The sequence below is a fragment of the Rhodoferax sp. GT1R46 genome (assembly GCF_056521285.1).
In genome coordinates, this window is record NZ_JBWMBC010000005.1 from 200,076 (window position 1) to 212,948 (window position 12,873).

Annotated in this window: 11 protein-coding genes and 1 pseudogene; 2 read left to right on the forward strand and 10 right to left on the reverse strand. The window is 59.1% G+C overall.

Annotated features, from left to right (window positions below):
• Positions 1-39 precede the first annotated feature (39 nt).
• The 5 genes from AC097W_RS13020 to AC097W_RS13040 form a co-directional block, all read right to left on the reverse strand.
• The gene (locus AC097W_RS13020) at positions 40-1,908 is read right to left on the reverse strand and encodes a GGDEF domain-containing protein (RefSeq protein ID WP_479602988.1); all 1,869 of its coding nucleotides are present in this window, start codon (positions 1,906-1,908) and stop codon (positions 40-42) included.
• 33 nt (positions 1,909-1,941) lie between these two features.
• Positions 1,942-2,703 (reverse strand): Crp/Fnr family transcriptional regulator, encoded by a 762-nt coding sequence (locus AC097W_RS13025; protein ID WP_479602989.1) that lies wholly within the window; start codon positions 2,701-2,703, stop codon positions 1,942-1,944.
• Positions 2,704-2,827: 124 nt separating this feature from the next.
• Entirely contained in the window at positions 2,828-3,469 is a 642-nt protein-coding gene (locus AC097W_RS13030) for a response regulator (protein ID WP_479602990.1), read from the reverse strand.
• Positions 3,466-4,923, reverse strand: a complete 1,458-nt coding sequence (locus AC097W_RS13035) for a PAS domain-containing sensor histidine kinase (RefSeq protein WP_479602991.1) — start codon at positions 4,921-4,923, stop codon at positions 3,466-3,468. Before AC097W_RS13035 ends, AC097W_RS13030 begins: the two co-directional genes overlap by 4 nt.
• A gap of 176 nt (positions 4,924-5,099) precedes the next feature.
• The gene (locus tag AC097W_RS13040) at positions 5,100-5,744 is read right to left on the reverse strand and encodes a phosphoribosyltransferase (RefSeq protein WP_479602992.1); all 645 of its coding nucleotides are present in this window, start codon (positions 5,742-5,744) and stop codon (positions 5,100-5,102) included.
• 116 nt (positions 5,745-5,860) lie between these two features.
• Between AC097W_RS13040 and AC097W_RS13045 the strand changes: the two genes are divergently transcribed.
• Positions 5,861-7,525 (forward strand): chemotaxis protein CheB, encoded by a 1,665-nt coding sequence (locus AC097W_RS13045; protein WP_479602993.1) that lies wholly within the window; start codon positions 5,861-5,863, stop codon positions 7,523-7,525.
• Between the two features lie 499 nt (positions 7,526-8,024).
• Positions 8,025-8,485, forward strand: a pseudogene (locus AC097W_RS13050) (PAS domain-containing protein).
• On the opposite strand, the gene AC097W_RS13055 reads toward AC097W_RS13050, so the two are convergent.
• The 5 genes from AC097W_RS13055 to ftsA all read right to left on the reverse strand — a co-directional run bounded on the left by AC097W_RS13055 (position 8,482) and on the right by ftsA (position 12,852).
• Positions 8,482-9,081 (reverse strand): hypothetical protein, encoded by a 600-nt coding sequence (locus AC097W_RS13055; RefSeq protein ID WP_479602994.1) that lies wholly within the window; start codon positions 9,079-9,081, stop codon positions 8,482-8,484. The pseudogene AC097W_RS13050 and the gene AC097W_RS13055 overlap by 4 nt on opposite strands.
• A gap of 30 nt (positions 9,082-9,111) precedes the next feature.
• Positions 9,112-9,288: a hypothetical protein gene (locus AC097W_RS13060; RefSeq protein WP_479602995.1), complete on the reverse strand. Its 177-nt coding sequence runs from the start codon at positions 9,286-9,288 to the stop codon at positions 9,112-9,114.
• Between the two features lie 20 nt (positions 9,289-9,308).
• Positions 9,309-10,232, reverse strand: coding sequence for a UDP-3-O-acyl-N-acetylglucosamine deacetylase (gene lpxC / locus AC097W_RS13065; RefSeq protein ID WP_479602996.1), 924 nt, complete (start codon positions 10,230-10,232; stop codon positions 9,309-9,311).
• Between the two features lie 12 nt (positions 10,233-10,244).
• Positions 10,245-11,474, reverse strand: coding sequence for a cell division protein FtsZ (gene ftsZ, locus AC097W_RS13070; RefSeq protein WP_479602997.1), 1,230 nt, complete (start codon positions 11,472-11,474; stop codon positions 10,245-10,247).
• A gap of 148 nt (positions 11,475-11,622) precedes the next feature.
• Positions 11,623-12,852, reverse strand: a complete 1,230-nt coding sequence (gene ftsA, locus AC097W_RS13075; protein ID WP_479602998.1) for a cell division protein FtsA — start codon at positions 12,850-12,852, stop codon at positions 11,623-11,625.
• Positions 12,853-12,873: the final 21 nt, after the last annotated feature.

Below are 12,873 nucleotides of genomic sequence, written 5' to 3' on the forward strand. Positions count from 1 at the left end.
GGCTCCGGCAGGGGTACGTCTGTCGCTGCCCGCGCCCGCCTACCAAAGGCAGGGAGTCCCGGCCATGTCGATGGCAACACGGTCCCGCCCGCCATTTTTGGCCTGGTACAGCGCCGCATCCGCCCGCTTGAAGAGGTCTGCAAACGAGGCCTCCTTCAAGAGACAGCTTCCGCCTATGCTGACGGTGTAGGACACGTCGCGCCCATCCACCTCCACAGGGCTTGAACTGACCTTGTCAACAATCCGAAGGGCCAGTGCCCTGCCCCCTTCAAGCGTCGTGTTGGGCAAAAGTACGGCAAACTCGTCACCGCCCATGCGCCCAATCACATCGGACTCCCGAAGAACCTCATTGGCTACTTGAACAAAATTCTTCAAGATCGCGTCGCCGATGGAATGCCCATTCTCATCATTGATGGTCTTGAAACGATCCAGGTCCACTGCCAGTGCCATTAGCGGCAATTGATAGCGTGTGGAACGCATCCACTCCCGCTCGGCGACTTCCAGGAAGTTGCGTCGGCTCAGCGCCCCGGTGAGGTCGTCATAGTTGGCCAGTCGCAAACTGGTCAACTCCGCCTCTTTGAGCGAGGACACATCCTGGTGGCTCACCACCACCCGGCCTTGCCCATCACTGACCGGCGAAACCTTCATGACGAACCAGCGTTTTTCACCCGTCGCACGGCAAGCGTACTCAAGCTGGTAGCTAGGCTGCTCCCTGGACATGACCGAAGCAATACCAATGGACGCTGCGCGAATAGTCTCGCCAACACCGCCCATCACTGTTTCCAGCACGTCGGAATAACTGTCACCGATGAAGCCGCACCGATTGCCAAACCCAGTGGCCTCGGCATAGGCCTTCCAGACGGCGTTGGTCTGCAAGATATTGCCATCCCTGTCCAGCACGGCAATGTGAAAGGGGAGTGAGTCGAATACGGCCTGCTGCAAGCCGCTGACTACCTGCACGGTTTCTTCCATCTGCTTGCGCACAGTGACATCGGTATGGGTACCGATCATTCGCAACACAGCACCATCCACATTGCGACTGAACACTGCGCCTCGGGCAAGGATCCATTTCCAGCTACCGTCCTTGCACTGCCCCCGGTACTCATTGGAATAGCTGGCGGCATTTCCTGTCAGGCACCGCTGCAACGCAGCCATCACACGCTGCCGGTCGTCGGGGTGAATACGGGAGCTCCAACTCTCCACATTGCTCCCGAATTCATCGCTGTCAAAACCATAGAGTTGCGCAAACCGGGGGGAATAGGTGACCGCCCCGTTGCACACATCCCAGTCCCATACGCCATCCCCCACTGCATCCAGTGCAAATTTCCAGCGCGCTTCGCTTTCTCTCAATTTTTGTTCAAGCTGCTTGCGCTCGGTAATGTCCACCAAAATGGCATGGCAACCCAGCCCATGACCCAGTGGCGCCAATTCAACCTGCATGTGTTTTTGCGTGCGGTTCTTGTCTAGCAAAGACACCTCACAGCGCTGCACGTCCCCAGACGCCATCGAGACACGAAGCAGGGAGTTGATTGCGGACCGCTCGTTGTCCGGAAAAAACTGATCAAACCGGGTTCCCAGAATCCGCGCCCGCTCCTGCCCCAGCAATCGGGCGCCAGCCAGATTCAGCTTGACCACAACGCCGTTCGTATCGGTACTGAAGCAGCCCACCGGCGCAAAGTCATACAACTCTGTGGACTGGCTGAGCGCCAATTCCAGCTGGGCACGGGTCGCATTCAAATGCTCATTCTGCAGCTGCAGCTCAATCTTGGTGATTGCCAAGTCTTCCAGCATCCGCTGCGATTGTTCTGCGGACAAGCCACTGGCGCCATCGGTTGTGGGGCGCCCAAATTGTTCCGTTGCGAGTTGTCGCAACGAATCGGCATCCAGTGGATTTTTTTTGTAATTCACGGCAGACCTATGGCGTTGACTGACCCTTTTTTCCTATCCTTCATAGGCCCGCAAAGCCTCAGGCGAAAGAATCGTGATTTCGCGGTTGGAGACCTCAATAATGCCCAGGTGATGCAGTGCGGACAGGGCACGGCTGACGGTTTCCAGTGTAACGCTGAGGTAGCTGCCAATATCCCTGCGGGTCATGGGCAATGTAAAACGGCGGGGCGAGTAGCCCATGGTTGCAAAGCATTCGGACTGCAGCAACAAAAACCGTGCAACCCTTACCTCCGACCTTGCTGCATGGGACAGCGCGTAGGATGTCTGTTCTTTGACGATCTCCCGGCTAATGGCCCAGTAAGCCATTCGCTCGACATCGTTGCAACCACGTCCGGGCGAAAACAATTCCGTCGCGGGCAACCGTATCACCTCGCAATCAGTCAGCGCAACCGCCTCGGTGCAATACTGGTTTTTGCACACGCCGTCTGTCCCCAGCAGATCACCCTTCATGGAAAACGAAAGTACATGTTCATTGCCGTCGTCATGGGTAACGATGGTCTTCAGCGCACCCAGCCGCACCACATACAAGCCATCGAACGCCTGCCCCATCGCGTAGGCTGATTGCCCCGCCTTGATGCGGCGGCGGCGAAACAACCGGCCGCTATCCATGCCGCTTGCCCGCCCTTCAAACAACAGGAGATCCATGACCTCCTGCAAGCCCGACCAATCGCCTTCGCTACGCCGCTGGCGCGCCTGGGGCCGGACTGAAGAATACATACGGGTCGTGTTGCCCGGCATGGTTTGAACATTCATCATGGTTAATCACCCGCGGGGGCCTGCACCCGGTGGGCGCATCCTCCGGCCCCGCTCAGGAAATGTAGTCCGCGAATGTTGTGGCGTCTGTAGGGAGTTCTTGACGCCTGGTGACAGCAGGCGTGGACTAATGCCCCTCGGCGTCCACTAATTTGTAACGAATTGCAAGTCGCACGAGTCCCGGCACATCGCCAACCCCCAGCTTGGTCATCAGTCGACTTCGGTAAGTGGCCACGGTTTTTGGCGACAAATGGAGCTGCAATCCAATTTCACTGCTGGACTGTCCGTTAACCACCATCGTGATGATTTGCCGTTCACGCGGCGACAAGGTGGCCAAGGGGTCATCGGCGTCAACCTGGACCATCGACTGCATCGCCAGGTCCGCGACATCAGAACCCAGGTAGCGTCGACCCTGGGTGGCTGCCTCAATGGCGCTGGCCAACTCATTACCCGCAGAGCCCTTGAGCACATACCCCAGCGCGCCCATGCGAAGTGCCTCGGCCACATGCCGCGGCTGGGCCGACATGGTCAACACGACGCAGCGAGTTGCCACCTGGCGACGCTGCAGGTCTGCAAGCAGTTCAAAGCCCGAACGGCCTCCCAGGTTGAGGTCCAGCAGCAAAACATCAGGCTTCAAGCGCTGTACATCGGCAAGGGCTTCGGTCGGGTCCGCCGACTCGCCCACCACGGTGTGACCCCGCGCCTGCATCAGCGCGCGCAAGCCTTCCCGCATAATCAGATGGTCATCAACCAGATACAGCTGACTCATGTCGCAGGCTGCCAACGCAGGCTCACACAGGTGCCGCCACCGTCGCGAGGCTCAAGGTCCAGAGAAGCGCCTACTGACTTGGCACGCTCCCCCATTCCGGCAATACCCAAGTGTCCCAATTTTTTCCTTTTTTCTGGAGCGAAACCGGCTCCGTTATCAAGCACCACCACCTCAAGAGACAGCGGTCCACCCGACAGATGCACGGATATGGACGACGCACCCGAATGCCGCAGCGCATTTTCAACCGCTTCCCGAGCCACCATGAATGCAGCATATTCAACCGCGGTAGGCCAGCGAACGGCCGCCAGCGCCGGTGGCACTTCCAGCGCAAGATGGGTACGGGTCTGGGTCAGCGAGCGGTTGCGCAATTCATTGTCCAGCGCAGCGGCCAGCCCGTGCTCGTCCAGGAGCGGCGGGTGCAGTTCAATCAACACCTGACGGACCTGGCGTATGGCCTGTTTGATCAACGCACCCAACTGCTGGTCCAGCCGGGCAATTTCTGGCGAAACACGGTCAGGCTGCAGCACACCCATGGTTTCGTGGACCATGCGGATGGCCGCCATGGTCTGGCCCAACTGATCGTGCATGGCTTGGGCGATGCGTTTGACGAGTTCTTTCTCCTGCGACATCAACTTGTTCGCAAGATCGGACAGTTGCGCGCGGGACTCCTGGCGCTCCAATTCGCCCTGCACCCGCGCCGTGACATCCTGCAGGGTGGTAATCAGCACCTGCTCCTGCCCCACACTGATTTGCGCAATGGTTCCCTCCAAATCAAGCTCCTTGCCGTCGGCGCGCAAGCCCTTGACCATCCGCAAACCCATCATGCGAGAAGGCCCCTTGGCCTCGGCGAAGTGGCGCCGCTGCTGCACATGCGCAGCCCTGAACCGTTCAGGCAACAGCGATTCCACTCCCTGACCTTCCATCCGCTCACGACTGACACCAAATACGCGCTCGGCGCCGGGGCTGAAAGTGAGGATGCGTCCTTCAACGTCGGTGCTGATGATGGCGTCGTGGGATGCCTTGACGACTGCCGACAGGATTTCACGCTCCGCCATCGCCCTTTGTTCGACAAGGCGCAGCTGCGTCACATCCCTCACCAGCAACATGCGTGCGCGCACGCCATCCATCTCCACATCCTGTGCATCGACTTCCACATGGAGCAGATCGCCATTTCGGCTCTGGTGTCGCCACGCCCGCCGCGTTTCGCGTTCGGCTTCGGGTTGCTGCAGATACAGCTTCAACAGCGGCCGCTCGTCAGGGTGATGAAGATCTGCCAACTGCAGCCCATGGAATTCAGCGGCGCTATGCCCATAGCACTTGACCGCCGCTTCATTGGCCGCCAAAACCCGCTGTGTACTTTTGTCATAGACCAGCATGGGCAATGGATTGCGCTCGAACACAAGCTGGTAGCTGATCTGCAGCCGGTTCGACGCGTTATCAAAAGGGAGGTCCATGAAGCGGTTTGACAATTCTGCTTAGGGTTGAGAGCTATCCAGTCGGCTGGCTGTGCTATTTCCATGCATTGTGCATTTTTTCCCCAAGGAATCAACATCGTCCAGATTGACGCCGAGACGGAGGATGCCACTTAGTTCAAGGAAAACGGTGGCAAGGTGTTACGTGGCGAGCGCTTTTACGGATCGCTCTCTTGCGCAGGTCCCGCCCCCAACAGGGCGATGACTTCGTCGTCCGAGACTTGTGGAAAATGCACATAGAACTGACCGACGGCCCGGAAATACTCCGGGGCTTCCAGGCAGATCACTTGATCGGCAAGTTCTTCCACTTTCTTCAGCGTGTCAGGCGGCGCCACCGGTACCGCACAGATCAGTTGCGCAGGGTGCCGGGTTCGCAAACCCTGAAGGGCCGCAATCATGGTGGCACCCGTGGCAAGGCCGTCATCCACCACAATGACAATGCGCCCGGCGGGGTCAATCGGCGGGCGCACCGGTGTGTACTGCACGCGTCGCTGGCGAATGGTCTCCAGCTGCCGCTGCTTCTCAGCGGCAATGTACTGCTGGCTCGCGCCATAAGCACCTGCGTAGTCGGCTATATAGGTCCAGCCGCTTTCATCCACTGATCCAATTGCGAGCTCTGGCTGGTGCGGTGCGCGCAGTTTGCGCACCAGGACCACGTCGAGTTCACCAGTCAACGCACGGGCAATGATTTTGCCCATGGGTACCGCCCCGCGCGGTATCGCGATGACCAGCGGGTTCTTGCCCCGGTAGTTCTGGAGTTGGACCGCCAATGCGAGGGCCGCTTCATTTCGATCGTGGAACATGCCAAATGGACTCGAGTGGGCAGGGCTCCCATCATTGACGCGACCTCACACCAGACCTTGCGATTTATCAAGGCGGTTTGCCATTGTCATAAGCGACCATTAAGTCCGTCAACGCCATGAAGCAATCTTCGCCAAACCACATGAACCCGGCCGCTGTCGGTACGGAGATACTTTGGACGGCTCAAAAGGTTTTCCCGATTGTTGGCATAGGCGCATCGGCCGGCGGATTGCAGGCTCTGGAAGCGTTCCTTGGGCATGTGCCCGCCCACTGTGGCGCGGCCTTTGTCGTTGTCCTGCACCTGGACCCCGCCCAAAGAGACCTCATGGCAGAGCTGCTCCAGCGCAAGACTTCCATGCGGGTATCCCAAATTACAGACCGGATGCCAGTGGAACCCGATCAGGTGTATGTCATCCCGCCCAATCGGGATTTGTCTATTCTGCACGGTGTTCTGTACCTGCTTGAACCCGCAGAGTCACGTGGGTTGCGGCTGCCGATTGATGCGTTCCTGCGGTCTCTGGCCGATGATCAGCAGGCACAAGGTATTGGCGTCATCCTGTCGGGCATGGGCTCCGATGGCACGCTGGGGTTGCGTGCCATCAAGGAAAAGGGCGGCGCAGTCTTTGTGCAGGCACCGACGTCGACACAGTTCGACGGAATGCCGCGCAGTGCCATCGGCACCGGGCTGGCAGACGTCGTTGCCCCAGCACAGGAATTGGGCGAAAAAATCGATGCTTACCTCAAACACATACCGACGCTGACACCCCGCGCCGACCACAAGCCGGGTAAGGCAGACCTGAGTGATCTTGAAAAAGTCATTCTCACGCTGCGCAGCAAGACGGGGCATGACTTTTCACTCTACAAGAAAAGCACGATTTACCGGCGCATTGAACGCCGCATGGGCTTGCACCATCTCTCCAGAATCGCCGATTACGTTCGTTACCTGCGCAGTGACCCCCATGAGTCCGAGCTTCTCTTCAGGGACCTGCTCATTGGGGTAACCCGCTTTTTCCGCGATCCAGCGGTATGGGAGCAACTGAAGGACGAAGTGTTCCCCGAACTGCTGGCGACGCACCAGCTCGGTGGCGTGTTGCGAGCCTGGACCCCAGGCTGCTCCAGCGGCGAAGAGGCCTACTCGCTGGCCATGGTTTTCAGGGAAGCGCTGGACAAAGTGAATCCGGACGTTCATTACACGTTGCAGATATTTGCTACGGATCTTGATCAGGATTCCATCGACACGGCGCGCGCAGGCGTCTACCCGGTCAATATTTCCGCCGATGTCAGCGAGGCGCGCCTGTTGCGTTTTTTTGTGCAGGAAGAACGCGGCTATCGGATTTGCAAGGAAATCCGGGAGATGGTGATTTTTGCACCACAAAACGTGGTCATGAATGCGCCCTTTACCAAGCTTGACCTGTTGAGCTGCCGCAACCTTCTGATTTACCTGGAATCGGATTTACAGAAGAAACTGCTCCCACTCTTTCACTACAGCCTCAATCCCGATGGCATTCTGGTTTTGGGGAACTCAGAGACGGTGGGGGGCGCAACCGATCTTTTCGCGCAATTGCCAGGACAGGCCCGTATTTACAAGCGTCAGAATGCGGTTGCACGGGCAGGCCACCTGGAGTTTCCGACGACGTTCTCACCCCATATTGCGAACGCACTGGCCTTCAAAAAGCCGATGGCACCGGCATTGCTGGCGCCTACGAACCTGAAGGCGCAGGTTGACGCCCCTGTTGATGGAACACTACACACCGCCAGCCGTGCTGACCACCAGCGTGGGTGACATTGTGTATATCAGCGGGAGAACCGGGAAATACCTGGAAGCCGCTGCCGGCAAACCCAGCCTGAACGTGTTCAACATGGCCCGCGAGGGTCTCGGCGGGGCCTTGAGCGAGATATTTTCCCAAGCGGTTCGCGAGAATGCCACCCTTGAAACGAAAGGCATCAAGGTAGACATCAACAGCCAGTCGCGAGCGGTGGATGTCACGGTGCAACCTTTGACCGAGCCTGCCGCATTGAAGGGACTGGTGTTGACCGTTTTCGTTGATGCTATGAGCGCGCCTTCGTCGGACTCAACGGAAAAGGCCGTGCTTGCCGCCGCTCATGACACGCGTGTTGCCTCGCTGGCGCAAGAGTTGCACCAAGCGCAAAAGGACCTCCAGACCACACGGGAAGAAATGCAGACATCGCAAGAGGAGCTCAAGTCCACGAACGAAGAGCTTCACACGGTCAATGCGGAGTTGTGGGCCAATGTCAATAACCTGTCCCAGGCGGGCGATGACATGAAGAATTTACTGGACAGCACCGACATTGCCACGCTATTCCTGGATGCGGGGCTCAAGGTCCGGCGCTTCACCCGGCAGACCACTCAATTATTCAAGCTGATCCCCTGTGACGTGGGCCGGCCCATCACGGACCTGGTTACCGAACTGGAGTACCCCTCGCTGGCGGCGAACGCGCGTGAGGTTTTGAGGTCTCTCCTGCTTCATGAGCAACAGGTTCTCACCCATTCTGGCGCATGGTTCACGGTACGTACATGCCCTACCGTACGCAGGACAACCGCATCGCTGGCGTGGTGGTCACCTTTGTGGATATCAGTGCGGCCAAGGCGCTGGAAGCGTCACTGCGCGAGGCTTTGGCGGTGCTGCAAAGTGGCTCCAGCGACCAGCCGCTTGAACCGGAAAAGGCCAAAGTGTTGGAAAGCGCTCTCCAACAGGCAAAGGCGTTTTTGGGCAAACGCTAGTTTGCAGCGGGCGGTTCTTGCCCCATTGCGACGCGAATTGCCTCCAGCTTGGCGTGGTAGTCGGGGGACTCTCCGAATTGCAGAAAGTGCTCGTAACGTTTGTGGGTCCCGACAACTTTGCGCGCGTGCTTGATCGGGCAGAAGTATTGTTCGGTACGCGCCAGTATTTCTGTTGCATAGGCCATGAGGCCATTTCCATAGGCGCAGTATTCGCAGTGGAAGCGCTCGATAAAATTCAGGTACCCCAGCTGATGCCTGTCAAAAACGATGTAGTCCGCCCGCCGAACTTTCGCAATGCCGTAGATGGGAAAGCAGCTCAGTTGATAAATGGACAAGCAGAGGTCGAACAGGGCCATAGGAACCGCCATTCCGTAGATGATCGGGCCGGTGATCAGGTTTTGCCCGCGATCCGTCACCAGCCAGCGGAAAAATCCACGCTTGAGGCGTTTGTGCGCCTCGCTGATCTCCCTTTCGAACTCGATGCGTTTGCCGCGAATGGTAAACATCACCCGCGACTCACGCGCGTGCAGTGCGGTGCGCAATTCATCTTCCAGGGTGGCAATCTGCTCAACCAAATCGCGAATGCGGGTGTCCATAGTGTTTCCAGGAAAGGGGGCGGAGATGCCCTATGCAATTCGTTCCAGGATCAGAACGCCAAAGAAACCAAAGGCGCCAATCAGCGTCCACTTGAGAACAACCAGGCCATAGTGCTTGAATCGCTGCTGGCCGGTCGCAACAAACAGTCCGAAGGACACGACAGAACCCAGCAGCAACAGGAGAATCAGCCAGCGAAAGAAGACCATTTGGACCTCTCCGGTAGCTTCTACCAGGCCCGCGCCAGCTGCGCAAAACCGTTGGGCGCCTTCTTCTCATCTTCAAAAGTAACCAGCTCCCAGGCATCCGTGTGCGCCAGCAACTCGCGCAGCAGTTTGTTGTTCATGGCGTGGCCCGAGCGAAAGGCGCTGTAGCTGGCCAGCAACGGTTTACCCACCACATAGAGGTCGCCCATGGCGTCCAGAATCTTGTGCTTGACGAACTCATCGTCGTAGCGCAATCCATCGGCATTGAGCACCTTGTAGTCATCCATGACGATGGCATTGTCCAGCCCGCCACCCAGCGCCAAACCGTTGGCGCGCATCATCTCCACATCCTTGGTGAAGCCAAAGGTGCGCGCGCGCGCGATGTCTTTGGAGTAGGAACCAGTGCTCATATCGAACTCGACGCACTGACCTGTAGAGTCGACCGCGGGGTGCTTGAAATCGATCTCGAAGCGCAGCTTGTATCCGTGGTAGGGCTCCAGACGGGCCCATTTTTCGGTTGGGCCAGAGCCCTCGCGCACTTCCACCGGCTTCAACAAGCGGATGAAGCGCCGGGGCGCATTTTGCAGTTCAATGCCTGCGCTTTGCAGCAAAAACACGAACGACGCCGCCGACCCGTCCAGAATGGGAACCTCTTCCGCGGTGATGTCCACATACATGTTGTCCACACCGAGCCCGGCGCACGCCGACATCAGGTGTTCCACGGTATGAACCTTGACCGGGCCATTGGACAGCGTGGACGCCAGCCGCGTGTCGGTCACCGCGGCAGCCGACACCACAATCTCCACCGGCACAGGCAAATCCACCCGGCGAAAGACAATGCCGGTGTCAGGCTGCGCGGGCCGCAAGGTGAGTTCCACCCGCTGACCGCTGTGCAGCCCCACTCCGACGGCGTGGGTTAGCGATTTGAGCGTTCGTTGTTTAAGCACCGCGCTATTTTACTAATCTGCCTGCTTACGCAGGAATGCAGGGATTTCGTAGTCATCCATACCGCCGCTGGACAACGCGTCCACTTTGGCCGCGGCCGAGGTACGACCGCGCCACACGGCGGGCGTGCTCATGCTGCCATAGTCTTGCTGCCCCAGATGCATGGGCGTGGCACCCGCAACAGCTTGCCCGCCGACCGCGTTGTTCAGGGTTGGCACATGAAAGGGCACGTTGTCGGTACCGGTGCGCAACACCTGCAGCGGTGGCGCGGTACGGCGCATGCCCTGGCGGCTCAGGCCGGTAGCGACCACCGTTACCCGGATGTTGTCACGCAACTCATCGTCATAGGCGGTGCCGTAAATGACATGCGCATCGGGCGAGGCATAGGCACGAATGGTGTTCATGGCCAGCTTGGATTCGCTCAGTTTCAGCGAACCCTTTGCAGCAGTGATCAGCACCAGAACGCCCTTGGCACCCGACAAGTCAATGCCTTCCAGCAGCGGGCAGGCCACCGCCTGCTCTGCTGCGATACGGGCGCGATCCGGACCACTGGCCAAAGCCGTTCCCATCATGGCCTTGCCTGGTTCACCCATGACAGTACGAACGTCTTCAAAGTCGACGTTCACATGGCCCGGCACGTTGATGATTTCGGCAATGCCGCCCACGGCGTTCTTCAGCACATCGTTGGCATGGGCAAACGCTTCGTCCTGCGAGACGTCATCACCCAGGACTTCGAGCAGCTTCTCGTTCAACACCACGATCAGCGAGTCGACGTTGGCTTCCAGTTCGGCCAGACCTGCGTCGGCGTTGCTCATGCGGCGACCGCCTTCAAAGTCAAACGGCTTGGTGACCACCCCGACCGTCAGGATGCCCATGGACTTGGCCACGCGGGCGATGACGGGAGCCGCACCGGTGCCGGTACCGCCGCCCATGCCTGCGGTGATGAACAGCATGTGCGCGCCTTCAATGGCGGTGCGAATGTCGGCCTCGGCCAGCTCGGCAGCTTCGCGGCCTTTGTCAGGCTTGCTGCCAGCGCCCAGACCGCCGGCGCCCAGCTGAATGGTCTTGTGCGCGGTGCTGCGGCCCAGAGCCTGCGCATCGGTATTGGCGCAGATGAATTCGACACCCCCCACGGCGGTGGTGATCATGTGTTCGACGGCGTTGCCGCCCCCGCCGCCCACGCCGATGACCTTGATCTGGGTGCCCTGGTTAAACGCTTCTTCTTCAATCATTTCGATGGCCATGTGTTTCTCCTAATATTTCAATGTGGTTGCTGGTTCAATGTCGCTATTCAAGGTGTTCAATGTGCGGGGCCCTCCCGCGGCGGTGGACCCACGCACCGCCATCGCCAATGGGGACTTCCCCGTGCCAGCCATATCTTGTTTTTCATGGTCAGAAGTTCCCGATGAACCAGTCTTTGACTGAGCCCAATGCCGTTTTCATGGAACCGTTTTTCTGCGAGACCTTGTAGCCACGCATGCGTGCCAGGCGGGCTTCTTCAAGCAAACCCATCACCGTGGCAGCGCGCGGCTGGGCGATCATGTCGGACAAGGCGCCCCGGTACTTGGGAATGCCGCGGCGAACGGGCTTGAGGAAAATATCTTCCCCCAGCTCCACCATGCCCGGCATGATGCAACTACCGCCCGTGAGCACGATGCCGGAGGAGAGGACCTCCTCATAACCCGACTCGCGGATGACCTGATTCACCAGTGAGAAGATCTCCTCAATGCGTGGCTCGATCACACCGGCCAGCGCCTGGCGGCTGAGCATGCGCGGGCCGCGGTCGCCCAAGCCGGGCACCTCGACTTGCGTCTCTGGGTCAACCAGCAGCTGCTTGGCGTGGCCGCTTTCCACCTTGATGTCTTCGGCATCCTTGGTGGGGGTGCGCAAAGCCATGGCAATATCGCTGGTGATCAGGTCGCCCGCAATCGGAATCACCGCGGTGTGGCGAATGGCGCCGTTGGCGAAAATGGCAATGTCCGTTGTGCCTGCACCAATATCCACCAGCGCGACGCCCAGCGCCCGCTCGTCTTCGGTCAACACCGAGAGGCTGGACGCCAATGGGTTGAGCATGAGCTGCTCCACTTCCAGCCCGCACCGGCGCACGCACTTGATGATGTTCTCGGCCGCGCTCTGCGCGCCGGTGACGATGTGCACCTTGGCCTCCAGGCGGATGCCGCTCATGCCGATGGGCTCGCGCACATCCTGCCCGTCAATGATGAACTCCTGTGGCTCTACCAGCAGCAAGCGCTGGTCGGTGGAGATGTTGATGGCCTTGGCCGTCTCCACCACGCGGGCCACGTCGGCTTGCGTCACCTCGCGGTCCTTCACCGCCACCATGCCGCTGGAGTTGATGCCGCGGATGTGGCTACCTGTGATGCCGGTGTAGACGCGGGTGATCTTGCAATCGGCCATCAGCTCGGCCTCCCGCAGGGCCTGCTGGATGCTTTGTACCGTCGCGTCAATGTTGACCACGACACCGCGCTTGATGCCGTTGCTGGGAGCGACCCCCAGGCCCGCCAGCTTGAGCTCGCCACCGGGCAGCACTTCGGCCACCACCACCATGACCTTGGCGGTTCCGATGTCCAGTCCTACGACGAGGTCTTTGTATTCTTTAGCCATATTTGCACCTGCAATGTTTTC